The organism is Vibrio marinisediminis, from assembly GCF_014050145.1.
Taxonomy (GTDB): Bacteria; Pseudomonadota; Gammaproteobacteria; order Enterobacterales; family Vibrionaceae; genus Vibrio; species Vibrio marinisediminis.
Map to the genome: position 1 here is coordinate 1 of NZ_JACFYF010000016.1, position 25738 is coordinate 25738.

The 25738-nt window shown below is 43.3% G+C and carries 23 protein-coding genes, 1 other RNA gene and 1 pseudogene; 14 read left to right on the forward strand and 11 right to left on the reverse strand.

Annotated features, from left to right (window positions below; translation table 11 throughout):
- Together H2O73_RS17665 and grpE are read right to left on the reverse strand one after the other, a co-directional pair.
- Positions 1-120: Hsp70 family protein (locus tag H2O73_RS17665; protein ID WP_182110255.1), on the reverse strand; the 120-nt coding region annotated here is incomplete at its 3' end.
- Positions 121-441: 321 nt separating this feature from the next.
- Positions 442-1047 carry a nucleotide exchange factor GrpE gene (gene grpE, locus H2O73_RS17670; RefSeq protein ID WP_182110256.1) on the reverse strand — a complete coding sequence of 202 codons (606 nt, stop codon included), beginning with the start codon at positions 1045-1047 and terminating at the stop codon, positions 442-444.
- 144 nt (positions 1048-1191) lie between these two features.
- Between grpE and nadK the strand changes: the two genes are divergently transcribed.
- From nadK to bamE, 3 genes are all read left to right on the forward strand, one after another.
- Positions 1192-2076 carry an NAD(+) kinase gene (gene nadK / locus H2O73_RS17675; protein WP_182110257.1) on the forward strand — a complete coding sequence of 295 codons (885 nt, stop codon included), beginning with the start codon at positions 1192-1194 and terminating at the stop codon, positions 2074-2076.
- Positions 2077-2294: 218 nt separating this feature from the next.
- Positions 2295-3959, forward strand: coding sequence for a DNA repair protein RecN (recN, locus tag H2O73_RS17680; RefSeq protein ID WP_182110258.1), 1665 nt, complete (start codon positions 2295-2297; stop codon positions 3957-3959).
- A 154-nt stretch (positions 3960-4113) separates the two neighbouring features.
- Positions 4114-4473 (forward strand): outer membrane protein assembly factor BamE, encoded by a 360-nt coding sequence (gene bamE / locus H2O73_RS17685; RefSeq protein ID WP_182110259.1) that lies wholly within the window; start codon positions 4114-4116, stop codon positions 4471-4473.
- 68 nt (positions 4474-4541) lie between these two features.
- On the opposite strand, the gene H2O73_RS17690 is transcribed toward bamE, so the two are convergent.
- Positions 4542-4895, reverse strand: coding sequence for an RnfH family protein (locus tag H2O73_RS17690; protein ID WP_182110260.1), 354 nt, complete (start codon positions 4893-4895; stop codon positions 4542-4544).
- On the reverse strand, positions 4885-5328 hold the full coding sequence (locus H2O73_RS17695) for an SRPBCC family protein (protein ID WP_182110261.1): 444 nt from the start codon (positions 5326-5328) through the stop codon (positions 4885-4887). Before H2O73_RS17695 ends, H2O73_RS17690 begins: the two co-directional genes overlap by 11 nt.
- Before the next feature lie 120 nt (positions 5329-5448).
- Between H2O73_RS17695 and smpB the strand changes: the two genes are divergently transcribed.
- From smpB to H2O73_RS17710, 3 genes are all read left to right on the forward strand, one after another.
- Positions 5449-5934 (forward strand): SsrA-binding protein SmpB, encoded by a 486-nt coding sequence (smpB, locus tag H2O73_RS17700; RefSeq protein ID WP_182110262.1) that lies wholly within the window; start codon positions 5449-5451, stop codon positions 5932-5934.
- A gap of 65 nt (positions 5935-5999) precedes the next feature.
- Positions 6000-6367: a transfer-messenger RNA gene (gene ssrA, locus H2O73_RS17705) on the forward strand.
- A gap of 234 nt (positions 6368-6601) precedes the next feature.
- Entirely contained in the window at positions 6602-7111 is a 510-nt protein-coding gene (locus H2O73_RS17710) for a GNAT family N-acetyltransferase (protein WP_182110263.1), read from the forward strand.
- 49 nt (positions 7112-7160) lie between these two features.
- Here the strand turns inward: H2O73_RS17710 and H2O73_RS17715 are convergent, their stop codons facing one another.
- Positions 7161-8057, reverse strand: a complete 897-nt coding sequence (locus tag H2O73_RS17715; RefSeq protein WP_182110264.1) for a LysR family transcriptional regulator — start codon at positions 8055-8057, stop codon at positions 7161-7163.
- Positions 8058-8156: 99 nt separating this feature from the next.
- Between H2O73_RS17715 and H2O73_RS17720 the strand changes: the two genes are divergently transcribed.
- From H2O73_RS17720 to H2O73_RS17730, 3 genes and pseudogenes are all read left to right on the forward strand, one after another.
- Positions 8157-8765: a short chain dehydrogenase gene (locus tag H2O73_RS17720; RefSeq protein ID WP_182110265.1), complete on the forward strand. Its 609-nt coding sequence runs from the start codon at positions 8157-8159 to the stop codon at positions 8763-8765.
- 201 nt (positions 8766-8966) lie between these two features.
- Positions 8967-10232 carry a mechanosensitive ion channel family protein gene (locus tag H2O73_RS17725; RefSeq protein ID WP_182110266.1) on the forward strand — a complete coding sequence of 422 codons (1266 nt, stop codon included), beginning with the start codon at positions 8967-8969 and terminating at the stop codon, positions 10230-10232.
- Between the two features lie 870 nt (positions 10233-11102).
- Positions 11103-11906: pseudogene (locus H2O73_RS17730) on the forward strand (mechanosensitive ion channel family protein).
- Here the strand turns inward: H2O73_RS17730 and H2O73_RS22230 are convergent.
- The 3 genes from H2O73_RS22230 to H2O73_RS17740 all read right to left on the reverse strand — a co-directional run bounded on the left by H2O73_RS22230 (position 11896) and on the right by H2O73_RS17740 (position 14954).
- The gene (locus tag H2O73_RS22230) at positions 11896-12024 is read right to left on the reverse strand and encodes a hypothetical protein (protein ID WP_281364250.1); all 129 of its coding nucleotides are present in this window, start codon (positions 12022-12024) and stop codon (positions 11896-11898) included. The pseudogene H2O73_RS17730 and the gene H2O73_RS22230 sit on opposite strands and share 11 nt — an antisense overlap.
- A gap of 373 nt (positions 12025-12397) precedes the next feature.
- Positions 12398-13897 (reverse strand): PTS transporter subunit EIIC, encoded by a 1500-nt coding sequence (locus H2O73_RS17735; RefSeq protein WP_182110267.1) that lies wholly within the window; start codon positions 13895-13897, stop codon positions 12398-12400.
- Between the two features lie 457 nt (positions 13898-14354).
- Entirely contained in the window at positions 14355-14954 is a 600-nt protein-coding gene (locus H2O73_RS17740) for a DUF2913 family protein (RefSeq protein ID WP_182110268.1), read from the reverse strand.
- 341 nt (positions 14955-15295) lie between these two features.
- On the opposite strand from H2O73_RS17740, the gene H2O73_RS17745 reads away from it, so the two are divergent.
- Positions 15296-16336 (forward strand): DNA cytosine methyltransferase, encoded by a 1041-nt coding sequence (locus tag H2O73_RS17745; RefSeq protein ID WP_220457656.1) that lies wholly within the window; start codon positions 15296-15298, stop codon positions 16334-16336.
- 106 nt (positions 16337-16442) lie between these two features.
- Here H2O73_RS17745 and H2O73_RS17750 read toward each other — a convergent pair whose 3' ends face one another.
- Positions 16443-17300, reverse strand: coding sequence for a HaeIII family restriction endonuclease (locus H2O73_RS17750; RefSeq protein WP_182110269.1), 858 nt, complete (start codon positions 17298-17300; stop codon positions 16443-16445).
- Between the two features lie 214 nt (positions 17301-17514).
- Here H2O73_RS17750 and H2O73_RS17755 point away from each other — a divergent pair, with 214 nt between their 5' ends.
- The 3 genes from H2O73_RS17755 (at position 17515) to H2O73_RS17765 (ending at position 21133) form a co-directional block, all read left to right on the forward strand.
- The gene (locus H2O73_RS17755) at positions 17515-17808 is read left to right on the forward strand and encodes a hypothetical protein (protein WP_182110270.1); all 294 of its coding nucleotides are present in this window, start codon (positions 17515-17517) and stop codon (positions 17806-17808) included.
- 196 nt (positions 17809-18004) lie between these two features.
- Complete coding sequence (locus H2O73_RS17760) at positions 18005-19549, forward strand: bifunctional GNAT family N-acetyltransferase/carbon-nitrogen hydrolase family protein (protein ID WP_182110271.1); 1545 nt, start codon at positions 18005-18007, stop codon at positions 19547-19549.
- Between the two features lie 264 nt (positions 19550-19813).
- Positions 19814-21133, forward strand: coding sequence for an MBL fold metallo-hydrolase RNA specificity domain-containing protein (locus tag H2O73_RS17765; protein WP_182110272.1), 1320 nt, complete (start codon positions 19814-19816; stop codon positions 21131-21133).
- A gap of 27 nt (positions 21134-21160) precedes the next feature.
- Here the strand turns inward: H2O73_RS17765 and H2O73_RS17770 are convergent, their stop codons facing one another.
- Positions 21161-22075: a DUF808 domain-containing protein gene (locus H2O73_RS17770; protein WP_182110273.1), complete on the reverse strand. Its 915-nt coding sequence runs from the start codon at positions 22073-22075 to the stop codon at positions 21161-21163.
- A gap of 223 nt (positions 22076-22298) precedes the next feature.
- Positions 22299-23567 (reverse strand): O-acetylhomoserine aminocarboxypropyltransferase/cysteine synthase family protein, encoded by a 1269-nt coding sequence (locus tag H2O73_RS17775; protein WP_182110274.1) that lies wholly within the window; start codon positions 23565-23567, stop codon positions 22299-22301.
- A gap of 449 nt (positions 23568-24016) precedes the next feature.
- Between H2O73_RS17775 and H2O73_RS17780 the strand changes: the two genes are divergently transcribed.
- The gene (locus tag H2O73_RS17780) at positions 24017-25570 is read left to right on the forward strand and encodes an alanine/glycine:cation symporter family protein (RefSeq protein ID WP_182110275.1); all 1554 of its coding nucleotides are present in this window, start codon (positions 24017-24019) and stop codon (positions 25568-25570) included.
- Positions 25571-25738 lie beyond the last annotated feature (168 nt).

Sequence of the window (25738 nt, forward strand, 5' to 3'; positions counted from 1 at the left end):
AACAACAGATGCGGTTGTACGCTCACCTTCCGCGTTTTCAATCACGCGTGGTTTGTCGCCGTCTAAAACAGCAACACAAGAGTTAGTAGTACCTAAGTCAATACCAATGATCTTACCCATCAGGCTATCTCCGAATAAATTCTATTATCGTTTTGCTCTATCCCATATGTGGGGGATAGAAAATTGGGTTTCAACCCTTGCTCACAAACAAAAGCGATATGTTTGCTTCTTGTATGCACCATAAATAAGGGCGGCAAATGGCATTTCAAGGGAGAAAAACAAAAAAAATCGTTTTTTTGCTATTATTTTTCCCGCTCACCTTGATAGTGATGACACTTTAGCCACTGAAAGCACAGGGTTATGTTTTGCTAAATGCGAAAAACGCCCCATCTAAGACAGGGCGTTGCATTATTTCATAGCAGAAAAAGGATAACTTCGCGATTACTTCGCAACCATTACCATTGCAGGGCGAATCACACGACCATTCAACTCGTAACCTTTTTGCATTACGAACATAACAGTATTTGATTCGTGATCTGGGCTTTCTTGAATTGACATCGCTTGATGGAACTCAGGGTTGAAAGTTTCACCTTCAGGGTTAATTTCTTTCAAACCAAACTTAGCCACCACATCTGCAAACGTTTTGTGAGTCAGTTCTACACCTTCAAGAAGAGGTTTAACCGCTTCGTTTTCACTGTCTGCCGCCGCAATCGCACGCTCTAGGTTGTCGATAACTGGCAATAGTTCTTCTGCAAACTTGTTTAGAGCGTATTTACGCGCCTTATCAATTTCTTGCTCAGTACGACGACGCATGTTCTCTACTTCTGCTTTAGCACGTAGCACGCCTTCTTGCTGATCTTTAAGCTTCGCCTCGCTTGAAAGTAGAGCTGCTTCTAATTGAGCAATTTTTGCTTCTTGCTCATCCTGTTCAGTCTCTTCGTTCCATTCGATATCAGCATCTGTACCTACAGCTTCTACGTCAGACTCAACGGCATTCTCTTGCTGTTGTAGCTCTTCTTCTTGGATTTTTTTCTCTTCGTTGCTCATGATATCTCCAGAATTCACGTATTTGTGTTGTTTGCGTGTCACGATTGCACGCTATAAATACACAAAAATTCGCATATTTAGCTAACTTGCCATTATTATGGGGATGAAGATTATCGATTCAAGCCTATTTCTACCGGAAAAGCCATGAAAAAACCATTTGAAGTGATCGCCATCATTGGTAAACCTCGAGATCAGCAAGCAATTCAGACCCATAAAGAATTGTATATTTGGCTGACTGGTGAGGGTTACAGCGTTTATATTGACGATCGTTTGAGCGATATTCTTAGCGATATACCCAATGAACACTTTGCGAGCTTAATCCAACTTGGGAAAGCGGCAGACCTTGCCATTGTCGTGGGTGGTGACGGTAACATGCTTGGCGCAGCACGTGTTTTATCTCGTTTTGATATTTCAGTGATCGGTGTTAACCGTGGCAATCTAGGTTTTTTAACCGACCTCAACCCAGAAGACTTTAAAACCACACTTAAAGCCGTTCTTGATGGTGAGTTCATAGAAGAAGAACGTTTTCTGCTCGAAGCAGAGATCCACCGACATAAACAGATCAAGAGCCACAACGCAGCCCTCAATGAAGCGGTACTCCATCCTGGGCAAGTCGCACATATGATTGAGTTCGAAGTCTATATTGATGACAGTTTCGCTTTCTCGCAACGCTCTGACGGTTTGATCATATCAACTCCAACAGGCTCTACCGCTTATTCGCTTTCTGGTGGCGGTCCTATTCTATCGCCTAGCCTCAATGCGATTTCATTAGTACCGATGTTCCCACATACCCTATCCAGTCGCCCTTTGGTGGTGGACAGTAAACGCCGTATAAAATTGATTGTCTCGCCAGATAACCGCGGCACACAAGAAGTAAGCTGTGATGGGCAGGTCTCATTACCTGTCTCTCCTGGTGATGAAATTCATATCTATCAAAGCCCCAACGCGTTGAAGTTGATTCATCCTAAAGATTACAGTTACTACCACGTATTAAGAAATAAACTCGGTTGGTCAAGTAAACTGTTTTAGACCACTACATCCCCAAAAGGCTGATGCTAACCCATCAGCCTTTTTTTATTTTTCCCGCCAGCGAGTTAACCAATCATCACTCTGTAAAACTTAATGTAATCAATAAGCTTCTAAAAACCACTTTCCTCACAAAATTTTCATTGCCCATCTTTACTGTATAAAGAAACAGTATATACTGAGTCTATATACAGTATTGTTCATTTAAACAGGTAATAAAAATGCTGGCTCATCTGAGTGTTAATAATTTTGCTATTGTTAAATCTTTGCAGCTAGAACTTTCTAAGGGCATGACCACCATCACCGGTGAAACGGGTGCAGGTAAATCTATTGCAATAGATGCTCTTGGGCTATGTTTAGGCGGTCGTGCCGAAGCCTCTATGGTTCGTCAAGGTGAAGAAAAAACCGAGGTCAGTGCGGCATTCTCTCTTGAGAACAATATTCACGCTACGCGCTGGTTAGAAGATAATGACCTGTTAGATAGCAATGACTGTATTTTACGCCGAACCATCAGTAAAGATGGGCGTTCTCGCGCCTTTATCAATGGCAGCCCAGTTCCACTTTCGCAACTAAAATCACTGGGACAGCAGTTGATCAACATTCATGGTCAACATGCGCACCACCAGCTAATGAAAAGTGATTATCAACTGGCAATGCTCGACCAATATGCTGGGCACCTTAACTTACTCAAAAATACCCGCAATGCTTATCAAACTTGGCGTCAAGCGGATAATAACTTAAAGCAACTACGTGAAAATAGTGCGCAGAACCAAGCACAAAAACAGTTGCTGGAATATCAAATAAAAGAGCTTAACGAACTCTCGCTTGGTGAGGAAGAGTATGAAGAACTCGAACAAGAGCATAAGCGCTTATCCAATAGTGGTGAGCTTGCCTCCACCTGCCAACAAGCGATAGAGCTTATTTATGAAGGTGAAGAAGTTAATGCGCTTGGTATTTTGCAATCAGCCAATCACTCCCTAATTCAACTTGCAGAACTGGACGAAACGCTGGCTGAACTACCTAATATGCTGGCAGAAGCCATCATCCAAATAGAAGAAGCCAACAACGAGCTGCGCAATTATCTCGACAATATCGATGTTGACCCAACGCGCATGGCATTCGTCGAGGAGCGTTTTTCGAAGGTCATGTCGATCTCACGCAAGCACCACGTGCTGCCCGAAGATCTTTACCAACATCATCAAGATCTACAAGCTCAGATAGAACAACTCGACTGTTCAGACGAAAAACTAGAAGAGCTTGCTCAAGATGTTGAAGCCAAATATATGGCATTTTTATCTAGCGCAGAGAAATTGCATAAATCTCGTAGCCGTTATGCGAAAGAGCTAAACAAACTCATCACAGCCAGCATGCATGAATTGAGTATGGAAAAAGCGCAATTTAGCATTGAAGTGCACAATGAAGGGACGCACCCATCACCACTCGGTTTAGACAGCGTGTGTTTTGTGGTATCCACCAACCCTGGTCAACCAATGCAGCCTATCGCGAAAGTCGCTTCAGGTGGTGAACTTTCACGTATTTCGTTAGCTATTCAAGTGATCACCGCGCAAAAAGTAGATACACCAAGCCTGATTTTCGATGAAGTAGATGTGGGCATCAGCGGACCAACCGCCGCCGTCGTCGGTAAAATGTTACGTAAACTGGGCGAATCTACCCAAGTACTTTGTGTTACTCACCTTCCCCAGGTAGCTGGTTGCGGGCACCAACAACTGTTTGTCGCCAAACAGACCAAAGCGGGTAAAACTGAAACACAAATGAACCAATTGGGTGAAGATCAGCGCGTAGCTGAGCTTGCTAGACTTCTCGGAGGTAGCCAAATCACCGAATCAACCTTAGCGAATGCTCGTGAGCTACTTATTGCGGCATAAAGAACTATTTTTTACGAATTGTGTATCGACTTTGCAACCTAATTCAAAAATCATGGTCTGAAATAATTCAAAACAAGATGAGCTTTTTACATTAGGCGCAAGCTTGTTTATTATCAGCCCAGTTTAACAAATGGATAGTTACAAGAATTTGAGTATGCAATTGAAAAAGTGGCTTATCGCAATACCACTCGCCATGACGATGCTGACGGGTTGTTCATTATTAGAAAAATTGGTGTATCGAATTGATATCAACCAAGGCAACTACATTGAACAAGAAGCCGTAAACAAGCTAAAGTTTGGTATGAGCAAAGAGCAAGTACGCTTTGTACTAGGCTCGCCAATGTTAGTAGAAAATGGATACCCAAATACTTGGTATTTCATCTACCACCATACCGAAGGTCACAAAGAGTCGATTCAGCGTAACCTGATTGCAAACTTTGATGAGCAAGGTCGCTTAGTTGAAGTAACGGGTGATTACCCTCTAAGTGATGCATTTTTCGAAAGCATCAACTAATCTCTGTTACCGCTATGAATCAAAAAGGCTCGCTTAAAGCGAGCCTTTCATTTTATCTTGCTTGGCAATTAACCACTCTTACGCATTGCGTTAGGTTTGCCACCGGTCACCGGATCAGCACCACCAGACGCTTTCGCTTGTTCAGCACGCTTACGACGAATCTCTTTCGGGTCAGCTAAAAGCGGGCGATAAATTTCTATTCTGTCACCATCACGAACTGTCGCATCCAAACGCACATTGCGGCTGTAGACACCCACCTTGTTTTCTTTCAAGTCCACTTCAGGGTACAGCTCTAACACACCCGACTGCGCAATGATGGCTTCTACTGTCATCGCCTTATTGACGACTAAAGTAAACACACGTTGCTCTTGTGGCAGTGCATAGACCACCTCAACATGAATCATGTCAGACTCAATACTCATAACACTCGTACACCTGTTTCGCGCGTTTGGTAAAAGCGTTAACCATATTACCGGTCAACTCATTGAAAATTTTACCGAAAGCCATTTCAATCATCTTACTTGAGAATTCAAATTCCAGCTTTAATTCAACTTTGCATGCTTGCTCATCAAGTGCCGTGAAAAACCAACCGCCCCTCAACGTTTTGAACGGACCGTCGACAAGACTCATAAGAATAGCTTCCCCCTCCACCAACTCATTCGCTGTGGTAAAAGTTTTGCTAATCCCCGCTTTAGAGACATCAACCGAAGCAACCATACCAGACGCACTCGCTTCAAGAACTCGCGAACCCGAACATCCAGGTAAAAACTCAGGATAACTGGCAACATCATTAACTAGATCAAACATCTGCTCAGCACTAAATGATACTAATGCAGAACGAGTGACTTGCTTCATATATTCTCCTACTTGACGAACAACTTGAGCACAAAGCCCTACGCAATTTTACTTTTATTTGCTCTCAGCGCAAATAAAGGGATTTGCTAACCCCATTGTGCACCGTATAATGGCGCTATTATGGCAAAGAAAAAAACAAAACAAAAAGCGGGTAGTAATACTATCGCGCTTAACAAGAAAGCTCGCCACGAATACTTCATTGACGATGAAATTGAAGCTGGCTTGGAGCTACAAGGCTGGGAAGTGAAAGCCCTACGCCAAGGCAAAGCCAATATCGCAGAAAGCTATGTGTTTATGCGTGACGGAGAAGCCTTTGTTAGCGGAATGACGATCACTCCTCTTAATCAAGCATCAACACACGTTGTCGCAAACCCTACGCGTGTACGTAAACTCTTAATGAGCCGTCGCGAACTCGACAACCTAACTGGCAGAATCAACCGTGAAGGTATGACTTTGGCTGCACTGGCACTTTACTGGTCTCACTCTTGGGTGAAGATTAAGATTGGTGTTGCTAAAGGTAAAAAACTTCATGACAAACGTACTGATCAAAAAGAAAAAGATTGGGCTCGTGAGAAATCACGCGTAATGAAGAGTTCATTGCGTTAAACTTGACCACTTAGACGCAGAGTACTAGACAGGGTCTCCTTTTCTGATACTATGCTCGAACACTTGGGGCTGATTTAGGATTCGACGGGAATTCAGAAGTCTGAGGTGCATGCCGAGGTGCGGTAGGCCTCGTTAACAAACCGCAAAAAAATAGTCGCAAACGACGAAAACTACGCACTAGCAGCTTAATAACCTGCCAAGAGCCTCTTTGCCCTAGCTTCCGCACGTAAGACGGGGAATAACAAAGAGTCAAACCCAAACGAGCTAGTCCGGATTCTCCCGCCTGAGAGATGAACGACGAATTATAATTCAGGATAGTCATTTACTAGCGTGTCGGTTCGCAGGTGGATGGTGAATTTAAAGATCGACTAAGCATGTAGTACCAATGATGAAAGGTTTTCGGACGCGGGTTCAACTCCCGCCAGCTCCACCAAACGTTTGGAAAGGGCCAACTCGCAAGAGTTGGCCCTTTTTGTATGTGCCTCATTTTCAAATAGTTAACGATGAGCGGGCTCACTCTCAATGTCTAACTCAATACAAGAGTCGCTCTCTTGCCAAATCATTTAGTAACACGCTTGGTAACACCGATTTATTGATTTCCGTACCTACCCCACCGTCTTGCATGCGCTTATAATCTTGACCTCTCTCCATCTTTGAGGAAATTCACATGACTGTCGTATGTGAAACAGAAAGACTGATTGTTCGCCATTTTGCATTGAGCGATGCCGAATTTATTGTGCGATTACTCAATCAACAATCCTTTATTCGCTATATCGCAGATAAAAATGTCCGCACGAAAAAAGACGCGATCAATTACCTCAATCAAGGTCCAATGGCGAGTTATGCCAAGTATGGCTTTGGTCTTAGCTTAGTGATGCTCAAAGAGTGCCATACGCCAATTGGAATGTGTGGAGTACTAAAAAGAGATGAGCTGGAACACCCTGATTTGGGTTATGCGTTTTTAGATGAGTTTGCGGGCAAAGGCTATGCAAGTGAAGCGGCGGCTAAAACCCTGACAAGTACCATGAAGCAAAGTGCGCTTGATACGGTTCTCGCGGTGACTTTGCTCGATAATGCGCGCTCTAATAAACTACTCAACACGGTTGGCTTTAGCCTGCAAGGCACTATTGAGCTGTACGGCTCGCTCAATAATTTGTACCAATATCAAACAAGCTAATTCTTCGATTTGAATTGCGCTGGGTAACGTCCAGCGCAGAAACTAACCGTTAAATTAAATACTTAGGGTTCTCGCGTAGCCAATCTACTACCGCTTGATTGAACTTCACTAGTTTTGATGGCGTGATCCTGCGCTGGGCATAAATCAAACTCAGTTTATGCGACTTCACCGACCACTGTGGCAACACTTGCACCAGCTCGCCCCGCTCCAGCATTCCTTCCGCATGCATATAAGGTACACACGCCAACCCCACCCCTTGCTGCGTCAAAGATAGAATTGCCGTATAAGTGTTCGCACGTATATTTCCCATCACTTGCTTGAATACGGTCTCACCATCTTGCACCAACTGCAGGTGGTTCCAACGCTCATTTTGGCTATTAAGTACAAAGAGCTGCTGCTCAATATTGTCTATGGTCACAGGTGCTAAAGAAGCCAAGTAGTCCGGAGCAGCAACCAGTACATTGCGCATATCGCCCAACTCTTTTGCCACCACATCTTCAGGCAAAGTATCAAAGGCGCGAATCGCCACATCATACTCCCCTAGCTCAATTCGTTTTTTTCCGGGACCAAAATCGCAAATCACCTCAACCAACGGGTTTTGTTGGCAATAAGCAGGGATCACGCTTTGGCACAGCGAACGACCAAACTCCAAGGGTGCGGTAATTCTTAGCTCACCGCTGATTTCTTGTGCCATGTCGCGCACCCGCATTTCAGCTTCGGTTGCCAACAATTGGATCTGCTGCGCTCTAATCAGTAGATCGCGTCCTGATTCCGTCAAACTGATTGAGCGCGTGGAGCGATGGAACAACTTACTGTTCAGGGAGCTTTCTAAACGCTGGATATGACGCGAGACCAAACCTTTCGACACATCCAATATCTCAGCCGCTTTGGTAAAGCTGCCCTCTTCTGCCACCGTCAAAAATGTCTGTAGATAGGTTAGATTCATGATTAGCACCATTTAGTAAACAGTGCGCTCATTTTGTGTGGTTTTTCTGTGTAATTCAAGCCAATAAGATACAAAACGTAAACACAACGGAGAGCAATCATGAAAATTTTAGTTATTGGTGCTGCGGGCACTATCGGTTCAAAAATCACTCACGCATTACAATCACGCTGCGAAGTTATCACTGCGGGTAAAACCAGTGGTGATGTGCAAATCGATGTCACTGATCCAAGTTCAATCCATGCCGCATTCGATAAAATCGGCAAAGTGGATGGCGTTATTTGCGCAGCGGGTGATGTGGCTTTCAATACCTTTGAGCAAATTAGCCGTGAAGAATGGGATGTGGGCATCAACAGCCGTTTGATGGGGCAAGTTAATCTGACGCAAATCGCGCTGAATTACTTAAACGATAATGGCAGCATTACGCTAACCAGCGGCATCATTGCTGACTACCCCATTGCGTATGGCGTCAGTGCTGCCACGCTCAATGGTGCGCTAGAGCACTTTGTCAGCGCAGTATCGCATGAACTACCACGTGGAATTCGTATCAACACCGTTAGCCCAACCGTGGTGACAGAGTCATTGGGCACTTATGGTGACTACTTTCCTGGCTTTCACTCCATTGATGCAAAGGATGTGGCGAAGTTTTACCTACGCGGCGCTCTGGGTGTCGAAAATGGCAAAACTTTCAAAGCGTTTGCAGGTAACTAACTACCAACCTTTACGCTATTTGCCGCTCTTTCTGAGCGGCTTTTTCATTGGTACATTACAAGCCTCATCTAAAACCTGCCTATCTCTAAGACAAACATCCCACCTTGCTGCTACCATTGACGCTACACTTTAAAAATGAACGAGTTGAAACTTAACTCGCTCTTCCCTCATTAAGCTATAACAATAAAAGAGGAAACGATTTTGCTAGAGCATCATGTGCGTAATTACATCGCCGCGAAGTTAGCGGACGTCGGCATCAGCAGTGATCCTTATGGCATTGAATTAACCAGTGTGTTTGTACTCACGGTGCTGGCTATCGCGGCGATAAGTTATCTGGTGGTTCACCACGTCATTGTTCGCTCAGTTAAAAACGTACTGCAAAAAAGCAATAAGCCATTAGCAGACAGCCTTGCCAAATTCGATCTTCTAGGAAAACTATCATTGTTGGTTCCAGTGATGATATTAGATGTAATGATTCCAATTGCGGTCGGACACTACAGTTTACTCGCAAGTATTCTTGATAGACTGCTCGGCGTAATGGTTTTATTCATGTTTATTTGGGTGATTTTTGCGCTTTTAGATGCCCTAAACGACATCGCCACGTTCAAAGGCATTACCCGTAAGATGCCGATCAAAAGCTTCGTTCAACTTATTAAACTGTTCGCCTTTTTCGTCGGTTTGATTATTTTTGTTTCTATTCTTGCCAATGAGTCCCCAATCATTTTCTTATCCGGTCTTGGCGTGGCTACTGGTTTTGTGATGTTGGTGTTTAAAGACACCATACTCGGATTTGTCGCTGGTATTCAGCTTTCAGCCAATCGAATGATCAGTCTCAATGATTGGATTCAAATGAGTGCTTATGGCGCAAACGGTACGGTAGAGGAAATCTCTCTCACCACGGTTAAGGTCAGAAACTTTGATAATACCGTCAGTATGCTGCCAGCCTACGCACTGGTGCAGAATGCGTTTATTAACTGGCAAGGTATGTCTGACTCTGGTGGACGACGCATTGAGCGCTCCGTCAACATTGATGTGACCTCGATTCGCTTCATGAGTGACGAGGAAATTGAATCAATGAAAAAAATCCGAATTCTACGCCAATACATCTACGAGAAATCGCGAGATATTAGTGAATATAATCAAGAATTAGAGGAAGGCGACAATGATATTGGCAACATTCGTCAAATGACCAACTTAGGGCTATTCCGCGCTTATGTGAATGCCTATCTACGCGCCAATAAAGACATCCACCAGTATATGTTAATCATGGTTCGTCAGCTGCAACCCACTGCGGAAGGTATCCCCCTTCAAGTTTATGCGTTTTGTAATAATGTCGATTGGGCGATCTATGAAGGCGTCCAAGCCGATCTGTTCGACCATATCTACTCAATGATGCCAATGTTTGGCTTACGCCCTTATCAAGCGCTGAGTAGCAATGACGCAATAAATATTGGAAAGGATAAGTAACGGTACTAAAACGAAAAATGGTTGACCACTATAATTCGGTAGTTATAAACATTGGTAAAGAGCAAAGATAATTCCCCTTTCTTTTTCACCTTAAACTCATGCCAGATCAAAGGTAGATGTATGATATTCATCACATAGAAAGCATACCTCTCGGTGGTAAAATCAACGGTGTAGCAAACAGGCCGATCATCAAGCCTATTCACTATCACTTATCTGAGGTTTTTGTATGGGTGTATATACAGAAGTATTTTTGCGTACTAAGTTAAAATGCAACCTCGGATGTGATATCGAAAGTGTCTTCAACTTTTTGTTTAATAATGGAGATAAGCCCACTGTCATACCAAATCATGTCTTTTTTGAGTGCGTAAATTGGCAAAGATTTGGTCGTTGCAGTTATTCCAATTTTCAAACATTCAGTTATATCAATGACGGGTACCTTTGCAGCCGATTTGACGTAAAAGTGGTCGATCAAGATATAGGTAAATTTTTTAACTGGATCGAACCCTATATTGATAAGAATGAACAAGACTCAGTTTGTGTTGGCTGGTTCTGGTCAGAGAAAGAACAGCAACCCGAACTCGTGTTTATGTAAATGATAATGGCAGAGTCACGGCATTAGTTTTAGGTTGAGCAAGCTAAATTAAAATACCATCTCGTTGAGTAACCACCACCGCCTTGTTAGACCTCCCCTATATAAATTATTGATTGAAAAAACCACGAACAATCAAATACTCACACAAAGTTGAGATATCTCTAGTCGCATAGAGCTACACTACTTAAGACCGTTTAATTTACTAAACCGAATCGCCTAGCGAGCGGTTCCTGAATAGCGCCATTTCTAACGACATACAAAAAGTAAAGGATGCTATTTTGCTAGAGCACCTTATTCGCAATTATATTGCAGCCAAGCTCACTGATGTGGGTATTAGTAGTGATCCGTATGGTATTGTGAATTAACCAGCGTATTTGTGCTGGTCGTGCTGGCTATTGCTGCGGTGAGTTACTTAGTTATACACCATGTCATTTTTCGTTCTGTTAAAAACGTATTGCAATAAACCGTTGGCTGATCTTCGCGCTTTTAGATGCCCTCAACGATATTGCCACATTCAAAGGCATTACCCGCAAGATGCCGATCAAAAGCTTCGTTCAGCTAATTAAACTGTTCACCTTTTTTGTCGGTTTGATTATTTTCGTTTCTATTCTTGCCAATGAATCCCCTATCATTTTCTTATCTGGTCTTGGCGTTGCAACTGGCTTTGTCATGTTAGTATTTAAAGACACCATACTTGGATTTGCCGCTGGTATTCAGCTTTCCGCCAACCGAATGATCAGCCTCAACGACTGGATTCAAATGAACGCTTATGGCGCAAATGGTACGGTAGAGGAAATCTCGCTAACCACAGTGAAAGTCAGAAATTTTGATAATACGGTAAGTATGCTGCCGGCCTATGCGTTGGTGAAAAACGCATTTATTAACTGGCAAGATATGTCTGATTCGGGTGGTCGCCGCATTGAACGCTCGGTCAATATTGATGTAACGTCGATTGGGCTATCTATGAAGGTGTCCAAGCAGACCTATTCGACCACATCTACTCTATTATGCCGATGTTTGGCTTACGTCCATATCAAGCTCTAAGCAGCAATGATGCGATAAAAATTGGATTTAGTCGGTAATACCAGCAATGGTTGAGTTCCCTTCGGTTGGCAAGAAAAACCACATCAAGCCGCGATGGTTACCGACAGAGCATAAGCTACGCAAAACGCCCAAAGAACAAATGTGACTGACCAGCATTTTGCTACCGTACCACGAATGGTCGCTCTAAAACTTGGAGCTGCCCGAAAGACACAGATTGAGCTATATAAGGCAAAAATTGGCAATGCAATAATTTTAATCGCCACGCAGATTGTTTCGGGCAACAAAAACTTACTTGATTCTAGAGCAAATAATAAACCGTAGGTTCCGCAGATTTGCAATAACAATACAGATTTCCACAGTTGAATTTCACCTCTGAACCATCGAACAAAACAGTTAGAGGATTTCATCATTGAAGGGCTTACGCTGGTACTTGTCATAACATGCCTCATCTGGTCGTAAAATGGCGCACCTTATACAAGGTGCGCGACTGCTGACCATTTAAACCGCCATGGTCCAATACTTAATAAAGTTACGCAGGTGCTAGTTCACCTTCTGGGTTTTCAAGCAGGTTGGCTATAAACTGTGCCTTTGCACCGAGTATAATTTGAACGCCATTGTTACCTACCTTCACAACGCCCATCACACCGAGTTTTTTGATCTCATCTTCATTAACTAAAGACATATCGTTCACTTCTAGGCGAAGACGGGTGATACAAGAACCTATCGATGTAAGGTTACCTCGACCACCAACATGGCGAAGAATCGCAATTGCCAAGCTTTCATCATCGAGTGTGATTTGCGCTGTTTCTTCCTCACGACCTACCGTTTGGTAATTGAACTTACGAATCACAACACGGAATACAGAGTAATAAATTGCAGCATTCATTGGTCCCCAGATAAAGAGTTTCATCCAGTTTGTCTCATAACCTTGCAGTCCAGGTAACACTCCAAACACGACATAATCGATGATACCGGCTGAGAAGGTTTTACCCATTTGCATATCAAGCGCATAAGTTACAGAGTAAGAAACCCCCGCCATGATGGCGTTGAACACATACAGTAATGGCGCAGTAAAGACGAATGCAAACTCTACAGGCTCTGTAATGCCGGTAACAAAAGAGGTTAGTGCGGCAGAACCCAATAGACCTGCTGCAATTTTCTTGTTCTTAGTATGCGCTTCTTGGTACATCGCCAAACAAGCCGCAGGGAAAGCAAACATGTAGATAGCAAAGTTGCCAGAAAGGTACGCACCCGCATTATCGTAGCCACCACCTTCAAATGAATACACACCATCAGCAAACATACGGAACCAAATTGTATGAGCGCCATTGACAATATCGCCATTCACCGCTGTATATTCAAAGAATGTGTACCAGTACGGGTTATAGAAGATGTGATGCAAACCAACAGGGATCAACGCGCGCTCCATAAAGCCGTAGAAGAATGTAGATATATACATATTACCTTGGCTAAGCGTCGTCGATGCCGCAGCGATTGCTTCTTGCACGTAGTGCCAGAAATAAGGCACGAGTAAACCCAAGCAGAATGCTGAAAATGCCGTCACAATCGGTACAAAGCGTTTACCAGCAAAGAAGCCTAAAAACTCCGGCAACTGAATATTATAGAAACGGTTGTACATATATGCACCTAATAAGCCCATGATCATGCCGCCAAGAGGACCCATCTGCATCGACTTAATCCCAAGCACTTCTACATAAGCATGGGAGTTCGCCACCATTTCATCGGTAATGCCATAACTCAACCCGATGGTCATATGCATGACTAAAAAGCCAGCAACAGAAGCCAATGCCGCAGTACCTGAATCTTTGGTTAAGCCAACGGCTACACCAATACAGAACAGTAAATGTAAGTTATCAAAAAGGACTTGCCCAGCCATTTGCATTAACGGCCAATTAAGTTGAAAGCCAAATGCTAGCAATAAACCAGCCGCTGGCAACATAGCAATAGGCAGCATTAACGCTTTGCCTAGCACTTGTGCTTTGGTCATTGTGTTTTGTAGGAAACTCATATTGTTCTCTCAATTAAAACGTTAGGAAAAAAGGTCACTTCCATGAGGTTTAGAAAGTTCATATGAGAGTGTAAAAAACATTCAACATCTGAAGGTTACAAATTAAATGAGATTTGTAAGTGAATAGTCTGCTTTGTAAGCAAGCGATTACATTGTGACTTAATTACAGAAAAAGCTCCGCAAGGAGCTTTTTTAGGGGGAAAGGTGACTAACCTTAGAGGTGCTGCAATCACTGTAAGTGATATTGCAGATAGCTACTGTACTTCAATTGTCTGGTCTGAACGTTGCAAATTGCTATGTTTTTGTAACGACTCACTTACACAGCTCACCACCGAAAGACCCAAGATTCATACTCACAAAGAGGGACGCTAGCCAAGTACTTAAACACGTAAAACCCCCTCTACCAAGTTGATTTTTACGCTTGGTTCAAACCTGTTGTTACCTAACCTTTACTAAATTATCCCTGCAACTCAAACCTTAGGAATTCACTGTCTTCATACAGCACATTGTGGCTAAATTGAGTGAATTTACACACAGTGGCTAGCACTGCCGCGCGTTCATATACGGTGGCTTTTACCAAGAAAGTAATCGGCGCCAACATACTGCCTTCATCGGAGAAATGGCTGTTGAGATCAGTGGCGAGCACACAAATAAAGTTCTGCCCTTCAGCATAGCCTAGGTCTACATCTCGCGGTGAAGAGAGTAATACTGTTAAACCTAGATCTTTCTCCATCGAGCGCACCAACAGCAAATACTCTTCTAAAGAAGTCAGTACCACACTTTCATCAAAATGGATCAACTCAAGAAACATCTTTTCTAAGTTGTAACCATTCCCTTTCGAGTGTTGAATCAGTACTTTGATCTTTTTCTTTAGTAGCTTATAGCGCAGAGAAGAAGATTGCTTCTTCAACCAGAGGCGGAAAAGTGAGTTTTTATCAGCTAGGTTTAAAGATCTGCCTTTGTCGAGCTGATGAAATTCCAAGTGCAGCAAGGCACTTAGTGCTAGCTCTCTAAGTAGCAGGTGAGTTCGTTCTTGTTGTGATAAAAGAGGTTTCAAATTTACTTATAACTACGGTAACGAGAGAAGGACTCAACGCCTATTTGCTAGGCACTAGCTTAGTTGCTAGCGTGTTGACCAATGTAGCCATTTGGCGTATCGGCTATGAGTAATAATATTGGGCTTGCTTACACAAGATGCAAGAGCATAACGAAATAAAAAATAGTTGTACAGCGAGTTAACCGTCCAATTAAGCAACGAATTGCCATGCTCATCCCAAACTGAAAAATAGTTACTCTATATCTCTATGGCATAACGCCAACACCAATATTTTCCAAGCTAACATCATGATGTTGCGACAAAAAAAATAGCTGGCCTTATGTACAGTAAATTGCTACACTATGCGCAATCCATCACCAGTAAACGATACTAAAATAACTATGCAAGTTGTCTCTTTTTTTGCCGGAGCAGGCGGTCTCGATCTAGGTTTCGAACAAGCAGGCTTCAACGTTGTTTGGGCGAACGAATATGATAAAGATATTTGGGCAACCTATAAGAAAAATCACCCACATACCGTTCTAGACCAACGCAGCATTACAGAGATTGACGCAAGTGAAGTGCCTGAGTGTGATGGCATCATCGGCGGTCCTCCATGTCAAAGCTGGAGCGAAGCAGGCGCACAGCGCGGTATTGATGATAAACGTGGGCAGTTGTTCTTCGACTTCATCCGAATTTTAGAAGCGAAAAAGCCAAAATTCTTTTTAGCTGAAAACGTAAGTGGCATGCAACACACTCGCCACGCCAATGCGTTAAACAACATTAAGCAGATGTTTAAAGACGCGGGTTACGACTTGTTTTATCAAATGATGAACGCCGTTGACCACGGTGCAGCGCAAGATCGCAAACGAGTGATTTTTATTGGTTTTAGAAGTGATCTCAAGGTGGATTACAAATTCCCAGAACCGATTGATAAAACAGAAAAAAAAGCACTAAAAGACATTTTGCTTGATCTTAATGATTCAGCGGTGCCAGCATTAGATAAGCAAAAGCCAAACCCTGATGTAAAGTTCTTAAATCACGAATATATGATTGGTGGGTTTTCTACCATGTACATGTCTCGTAACCGAGTCAGAACATGGGATGAGCCTTCATTCACAATTCAAGCAGGCGGTCGACACGCACCTATTCACCCAAGCGCACCAAAAATGGAAAAGGTTGAGAAAGATCTATTCAAGTTTGTTGAAGGTCACCAATACCGCCGTTTAAGCGTACGCGAATGTGCTCGTATTCAAGGCTTCCCCGATGACTTTGAATTTGTGTACAACAATGTTGCAGCGGGTTATAAGATGATAGGTAACGCAGTCGCTGTACCGTTCGCAAAAGCGGTGGCGCTAAGCATTCAAGCACATCTTGCTGCGGCACAATCACAACAAGCGGCATAACCTAGAAGCTTTAACCTAGAAGCTTAGCTAGAATCAAACATGAAAACGGCACCGAGTTAGGTGCCGTTTTTACTTTGGTCAAACCTATGAAAGCATAGGCTGAGCTTTATGAAATAAAGAAGCTCTCGACGCTATCTGAAATCAATCGGGTATCAAATTTCTGGTTAATAGTTTTTCCAACTGAAAACCGGCTACTCGCGGTGTGCAATCTCATATCAAACGAAAAACCATTATCAAAATCTAATTGAATATGGTTATGGCTAGTCTGCTTTGCCATTAGCGCCCGAGGCTTAGCAATATTGCTAAACGGCAACACTTCAACGCCATCACGACTAATAATGACTTTGTCAAAATTGCAATTACCCACTAAGAAATCGAATGCTTTATTCGCATTCACAGGTTGGCGATTAATGGTGCCAGTCACCAAACCGCACATCTCATCGTAAAAGCTTAAGATAATGCTTTCATCTTGGCTTTTCACCACATGAAATAGTTCCGTCTCAAATTGGCTGATTCGGGCAAAAAAACGATTCGAAATGGCGGTGATCTCAGTACGGTAGCTTTTCTCTTGAGCTTTATCTGCTATTCCCAGTTGGGAAAAAAGATTGCCCGGTCTTTGGTGCTTAACCGCATTGTTATTGTGTTTGAGAGAAAGGTTATACTGCCCCGTTGCGCTAACAAGGCGAATATCTGTTACGTCCCCTTTCACCGCATCTTGGTCTGAGATACGGATAATCTCAACGCAGCCTTGATCAGCCACTCGATTCTCTTTAACCCACTGCACAAATGTTTGGCAATGTTGACTGTAGTAGCGCTGCATCTCAACCGGCAAACTATCATAATGTTGACGATCTCGGTGCTGATCTCGCTCTGTTTGAGCGCTAAGTTTTGCTGAACTATAAAGCCGAGTAAACGTCTCAACCAACAAATACTCTAACGCTCGACCATTTCTATTTGATTTCATTTTTGTGCCAGCCAACAGTTTAAACACGACATGCAAGGCACGCATAATAGAGTATTTATTTAATGAAAACACGGAGGGATTCGCGATAAGTATGCGAGTTGCTACGCTTGACCAGTGTCGGTTTGCGATAGATCAATCTTAATCACTATTTCACTCTGGCAGCCAATAATCTTGGCTAGACTAATATTAAGATTTCCAAAGCAAGGAGGCTGCCATGTTAGCTATCCAAAGAAAATACTGTCTGTCGAACCGCCCTAACCTACACGCACAGTTTGAAGTGAACCCGACCGGAAGGTTAGAAGTTGAAATAATTGAATTACATGAGCACCATAGTACCGAATTTGGCGATCTTAGTTTTAAATCACAAGGAAATACGATTGAAGTATGTGGTGAAGAACAACAAGTACCTTGGCGCTGTAAACTCGCGGTTACCGATGCTCTGGAACTTTCTTCTTTGGTAGAAGAAGCCAATGAAGAATATGAAGTTTTAATGCGCGATCTTATGTAGTAGTACCAAGCCCCATCAACACAAAACCTCCTAATTGGAGGTTTTCTCTTTGTTGTAGAGAAAAAATCCTTATCGTTTCCAATCAAAAACCTTTGTGTCCCACGTTCAAACTGTGAGTGCTTGATATATTTGCCTTATTTAAATTCTGGCATTCTCAACCATACTTGATGAAATGCTAACAAAGGACAAGCGGAATATGGATGGCAACACACCCAAGCTTTCTCTACGTACAATAGAACCGACGGATTACCCAGAATTAGCCACGCTAATGGATTTGGTTTTTCATGACGTTGGTGGTTCTTGGCCACGATTAACCATTATGGATCTCATCCACCAATTCCCTGATGGACAAATCTGTATAGAAGATAACGGTAAAATTGTTGGTGCCGCTCTAACAATTAAAGTGAATTACAACCGCTTTTCTCTTCCACATCTTTATACCGATATCATTAATGAAAACAATGTCATTCAAAACCAAGTCACTGGTGACGCTATGTATGGTTTAGATGTATTTGTTCACCCTGACTACCGTGGTTTGCGTTTAGGGCGCCGTTTATATGATGCGCGCAAAGAGCTGTGCCGTAGCAAAAATTTCAAAGCGATTTTAGCGGGCGGACGAATCCCGAATTACCACCAGCATGCCGACAAACTCACCGTTGCAGAGTATATCGATAAGATAAAACGCCGCGAGTTACATGACCCAATTCTCTCTTTCCAACTGGCCAACGATTTTGATGTAAAACGAATTATGCGTGGCTATTTACCGGAAGATGATGCCTCGCAAGGCTACGCGACACTATTGGAATGGGATAATTTTTTCTACGAAGAGGATATAGAGTCTATCCACGATGTGGAAAAAACATTGGTGCGCATTGGCGTCGTGCAATGGCAAATGCGCGCAATGAATGATTTGGAAGATCTGCTTGATCAAGCGGAATTTTTTATCTCTTCGCTGGCAAATTACAAAGCGGATTTTGCCCTCTTCCCTGAGTTTTTCAATGCGCCACTGATGGGGCTAAGAAAAGAGCAGAATTCAGTTGAAGCCATCCGTTTTCTAGCAAGCTTCACCGAGGAGATCAAAAACCGATTTTCACAAATGGCCGTGACTTATAACATCAATATTATCGCTGGTAGTATGCCTGAAATTAAAGATGGCAAACTCTACAATGTCGCCTATCTCCTTCAGCGAGATGGTCAAATTGATGCGCAATACAAAATTCACATTACCCCACACGAGCAAAAAGATTGGGTGATTGATGGTGGGGATCAAATCAACGTATTTGAGACGGATGCTGGCAAAGTCGGCATTTTGATCTGCTACGACAGTGAGTTCCCTGAATTAGGTCGAATCATGGCTGAAGAAGGCGCACAAATTATATTTGTCCCCTTCTGGACTGACACGAAAAACGGCTATCAGCGGGTAAGAATCTGTTCACAAGCAAGGGCGATTGAAAATGAATGTTATGTCGCCATTGGCGGCAGCGTTGGCAACTTACCTAGGGTTGATAATGTCGATATTCAGTACGCTCAATCAGCGGTATTTTCCCCATCAGACATTTACTTTCCACACGATGCGACGCTAACAGAAGCCAGCGCAAATACAGAAATGATCATCTTCGCCGATGTCGACTTAACCAAACTAAAGCAATTAAATACCGAAGGTTCCGTGACTAACTTAAGGCACCGCAGGCTCGATCTTTATGGCGGTTTTACTCAGCCCAAAGACATCCCTGAAGGGTAACCATAACCACTGAAATCTTCCGCCGCCAGTCCATTGACTGGCGGTGCTTTATTAATAGTGCACATGGGAAATACCGGATGTCTGTCCATATTTCTACTGCTGTTTTTCTTGTTTACTCACTCAGAACAATCACTCCCTCACAGTAAATTTTTAAACAGTTGAGTAATGTATATCCATAGCATCAATCTAAGTAAGTCATTGGATAATCTTGCTTATAAAGCTTAATGCAAGGCGAATCTGAATCGAACGATATGGAGGCGCAATATGGAATTTATACATCATGGTGGCAAAAATACGGTCACAGGCTCATGCCATGAGCTGCGTGTCGATGATCAAGCCATTCTCATTGATTGTGGCTTATTTCAAGGCGCTGATGAACGGTCATTGGAAATCGAATTTGAGACTGAACATCTTACCGCACTACTGTTAACTCATGCTCATATTGACCATATCGGGCGAGTGCCATGGTTAGTCGGCAACGGCTTTCATCAATCTATTTACTGTACCGAAGCGACAGCAGAACTGTTGCCATTAATGCTAGAAGACGGTCTAAAACTGCAACTTGGGCTCAACAAAAAAGAAGTGCAATATGTACTCAACCAGATTGATTGTTTACTAAGACCACAGCCTTACAATCAATGGTTTACCCTTTACTCAGAAGCACAAAGACCACTCAAGGCTCGCTTTCAGCAGGCAGGGCATATCCTAGGGTCTTCTTATATCGAAATACAACTCGCCAACGGTGAAGTGGTGGTTTTCTCTGGTGATCTCGGTCCTACCAATACACCGCTACTTCCCGATCCTATCTCACCGGAACGTGCTGACTATCTATTGATTGAAACCACCTATGGCAACAAACTGCATGATGAAATTGACTCTCGTGCTCAACGATTAAAAGCCATTATCGATCGCTCTCTTGCCGATGGCGGCGCTATCTTAATACCGGCTTTTAGTGTCGGTCGAACCCAAGAGCTATTGTTTGATATTGAACAATTGATTTATCAGCATCAAATTGATGCCAATTTGCCTATCATTTTAGATTCTCCCATGGCACAAAAAGTAACGGAGTCTTATCGCCGCTTCAAGAAGCTTTGGGGTCAGGAAGCCAAAGACCGTCTGGCAGCCCAACGCCATCCATTAGCCTTTGAACAATGCATCACCGTCAACGACCATCGCTATCATTTGGCGCTGGTTAACCGTCTCAGATCGAAAGGTGAAGCGTCTATTGTGGTGGCAGCATCGGGCATGTGTCAGGGCGGACGAATTATGGATTATTTGAAAGCATTGCTACCCGATGTTCGCACCGATGTATTACTCGCCGGTTACCAAGCAGAGGGAACGCTAGGAAGATCAATACAAAATGGTGACATGGAGATCAACATTGATGGTGAAGACGTCGAGATAAATGCTCAAATCCACACTATGTCGGGCTATTCAGCACACGCTGACCAAGCAGATTTACTGCGCTTTATCGATGGCATAGCGCAACCACCAAAAGCGATTCACTTAATTCATGGCGAGGCAGAAAGTAAAAGCGCCTTTGCCCAAGAGCTAAGAGCCAAAGGCTACGAAGTGATAGAGTAAAAAAACGCACTATGAGCTTTAGGAACATCATGATCTAATTGCTTGATAAAGGCTAATTACCCCCAAAACAATAAAGCCACTGACTAAGCCAATCACTCCATTGCCAACCACGGAATAAGTCGCGGAAACAAAGGGGATCACTGGCAGAAAACTCACCATAGTTTCCAAAGCATGATGAACAAACGGCAAGCTGTGCACCACAATACCACCACCGACTAAGAACATGGCGATGGTCCCCACCACGGTTAATAGCCTCATCAACTTAGGTGCAGTTGCGACCAACCCATTCCCTATCGCCCCTAAAGCTCCCTTACCCTCGCTTCTGCGTTGCAAATAAAAACCCAAGTCGTCCATTTTCACAATTCCTGCCACCAAACCATAAACGCCGATGGTCATCAGTATTGCAATGAGGCTCATCACCAATACTTGCGTGAGAAACGGATGCCCTTGTACCGTGCCTAGAGCAATCACAATTATTTCTGCAGAAAGGATGAAATCTGTCCGAATTGCGCCTTTAATCTTTTTTTGCTCATAATCTGCTAACTCTTCTGCTGACTGTAGTGGTGGATTGGTCTCATCACTACTATAAGAGACTAAATCATCATGGTGGAAAAACTTCTCATGAATTTTCTCAGCACCTTCAAAGCACAAAAACAAGCCGCCAATCAGCAATAAAGGGGTGATCAACCACGGCGCTATCGAGCTTATCAATAAAGCGGCGGGGACTAAGATCAACTTATTCTTGAACGAGCCTTTTGCAACGCCCCATACGACCGGAATTTCCCTCTCTGCTCTGACTCCAGAGACTTGCTGAGCATTTAAGGCTAAGTCATCCCCAAGAACGCCTGCTGTCTTTTTGGCAGCAACTTTAGACATCAGCGCTACATCATCAAGTACGGATGCAATATCATCTAAAAGTGTTAATAAACTTAATCCTGCCATCTTTTTGCCCTTTTATTTCTAGCTGCGCGATACTTCATTCGCTGTTAGATCATCATAAGCCAAAAACGCGTACTTGGTATGTCGCTTGTTAGGCGTAAAGAAGGCTAGAGACAACAAAGGCGCCCGTTTAGGCGCCTAGATTGGTTGAAATAGAGTGATGAAATCTTAGTTCTCAGATACGCTCATCACTCACTTCCCAAAAACTCACTTTCCAAAGACAGAGTTAAGATTGCAATGCTTGCTCTAAGTCTTGAAGAATATCTTCAATATGTTCAATGCCAACAGAGAGGCGAATCATCTCTGGTGACACGCCAGCTTGGCGTTGCTCAGCTTCACTTAACTGGCGGTGGGTCGTCGATGCGGGATGACAAGCCAGCGATTTAGCATCGCCAATATTCACTAAACGCTTAAAGATCTGCAGCGCATCATAGAAGCGAACACCAGCTTCATAACCATCTTTTAAACCAAAAGATAAGATTGCAGATGGCTTACCTTGCATATATTTCTCAGCCAACGGGTAAAACGGAGAATCCGTCAAACCAGCGTAACTCACCCAACTGACTTTTTCATGCTGCTTGAGATATTCGGCTACTTTTAAAGCATTCTCTGTATGCCTTTCCATACGTAATGACAACGTTTCTAGCCCCTGCATTAGCATAAATGCATTCATTGGAGACATTGCTGAACCTGTATTGCGCAAAGGCACCGTACGGGCGCGCCCAATAAACGCAGCGTCACCAAAGGCTTCAGTGTACACAACACCATGGTAAGAAGGCTCTGGTTGGTTAAATACTGGGAAGCGTTCTTTGTGCTCAGCCCAAGGGAATTTACCCGCATCAACAATCACACCACCAAGTGTTGTGCCATGACCACCAACGTATTTAGTTAGTGAGTGCACCACGATATCGGCGCCAAACTCGATAGGTTTACACAAGGCTGGGGTTGCGACGGTATTGTCGACAATCACCGGTACACCTTGTGCGTGCGCAAGATCGGCAACACGTTCTAAATCAATGATGTTTCCCGCAGGGTTACCGATACTTTCGCAATAGACCGCTTTGGTATTTTCATCAATCAACTCCGCCAGACTCTCTGGCTTGTCGTCTTTCGCAAAGCGAACTTCAATTCCCTGCTTAGGCAACATATGGGCAAATAACGTATAAGTGCCACCATAGAGTTGCGGGGTTGAAACGATATTATCACCCGCTTCAGCAAGCGTAAGAATGGCATAGTTAATTGCGGCACTCCCCGCGCTAACTACCAATCCCGCGATTCCGCCTTCCAAAGCCGCCATGCGTTTTTCCAACACATCATTGGTTGGGTTCATAATGCGTGTATAGATGTTTCCCGGAACTTCAAGATTAAACAGATCAGCACCATGCTGAGCGCTATCAAACTCATAAGCGACGGTTTGGTAAATAGGTGTTGCCACAGATTTAGTTGTCGGATCGGTTTCATAACCGAAGTGAATTGCTAAAGTTTCGTCTTTCATAATTCATCCATGATGTTTTTATTACTCAACATCTAGAATGCCTAATTTTTCACCATGAGACTAGCGACACAAGACACAAAATCCGCACGATATCGTTGATTAGTTAAAATGAGATTAATTTATTGCGATTTGATAACCGAATCAGATGCATATTTCATTGCTGGTCAGTTTTTAAGCATAAAAAATGAATAGATCCTCTTTATTGCGCAGCATTCGAGCCTGTATTTGTTAATAAAAATAACCTATTAATTCTACAAAACAACGTAATAGCCATACTACAAACCACATAAGCAACTCCACGCAAACTTTAGTGCTCAATATCACAGAGATCACACCAACAAAACAAATAATTTAACAAATGCGCTACATAAAGGTTAATATTCGAGCACACAATAAATACAACAAACGCAACATCTCGCATACAACCATCATTAACAGGGAAAATGCTCATGCAGTCTTTAGTTGATTTTCTGAATGGAATTATTTGGAGTCCCGTGCTTATTTATCTATGCCTAGGCGCGGGCTTATTTTATTCGGTCATTACACGTTTTGTTCAAATCCGTCACTTCTTCGAAATGTGGCGACTACTTCTATCAGGTAAAAGTTCTGAAAAAGGGATCTCCTCTTTCCAAGCACTTGCCGTTTCACTCTCCGGTCGTGTCGGTACTGGTAATATCGCGGGCGTTGCTGCAGCGATAGGCTTTGGTGGTCCTGGCGCTGTATTCTGGATGTGGACAGTCGCTTTCTTCGGGGCGGCAACCGCATACGCTGAGTCAACACTCGCGCAGATCTATAAAGAAGAAGATGAAGGCGAATTTCGTGGTGGACCAGCTTACTACATCGAAAAAGCGATGGGTCAAAAGTGGTATGCGTGGATCTTTGCTATCGCAACAATTTTTGCTTGTGGTGTTTTACTACCGGGTGTGCAATCAAACAGTATCGGTAATGCTGTTGAAGCGGCTTTTGGTTCAGGGCAAATGATCGAAACGGCTGTTGGTACCTTCAGTTTTGCTAAAATCTTTACTGGCACCGTTGTCTCTATCATCCTCGCCTTCATCATCTTTGGTGGTGTTAAGCGAATTGCTCACTTTACCCAAGTCGTGGTTCCTTTTATGGCATTAGCGTACATTGTGACGGCATTTATCATTATTTTGCTGAACATCAGTGCGGTTCCAACGATTTTTGCCATGATCATAAATGATGCCTTTACTCCAATGGCCGGCTTTGGTGCTGCGATTGGTTGGGGTGTTAAGCGCGGTGTTTATTCTAATGAAGCCGGTCAAGGTACAGGACCACATGCGGCGGCAGCAGCGAATGTGGACCACCCTGCACAACAAGGTTTAGTTCAGTCATTTTCAATCTATATTGATACGTTACTGGTTTGTTCAGCGACTGCGTTTATGATCCTTATTACTGGCGCGTACAACGTACACGGTGGTGGAGAAGGGGCATTCTTAGTACAGAACCTATCGGAAAGCATCAGCGCTAACGGTCCAGTGTTTACCCAGCTAGCCATTGAAAGTGCTCTACCAGGCATTGGTAAGCCATTTATCGCGGTTGCACTGTTCTTCTTCGCATTCACGACCATTTTGGCTTATTACTACATTGCAGAAACGAATATTGCCTATATCCGCCGTACATTTAAGATCAGCGGGCTAATGTTCATCCTAAAACTGGTTCTCATCTCAGCGGTATTCTATGGCACCGTCAAAACAGCAAACCTCGCTTGGGCGATGGGTGATGTGGGTGTTGGTTTAATGGCGTGGCTAAACATCGTGGGTATTTTGATCATCTTCTTCCTTTCAAAGCCAGCGATCAAAGCATTGAAAGATTATGAAGAACAACAAAAACGTGGTGTGACTGAATACACATTCAACCCAGTGAAATTAGGCATCAAAGGTGCGACTTACTGGGAAGATAGATATCGCCGAGAATCAGGAAAATCGGCAACCTCAGGTGATAAAGAAGTCGACGTAGAAGTGGTAAACAACACTTCATCATAAAAAAAGCAGTGGTAATCTGTAAAACTAAAAGGGGTTAACCAAACGGTTAACCCCTTTCTTTTTGCAATGTCCCATTCGGAAATAATGCGACTGATGTAGCCTTTCCAAAACTCTGACATTGAGTTAGACCATACTCTAACCCCCACGTTTATTACCAAGTACTCATCT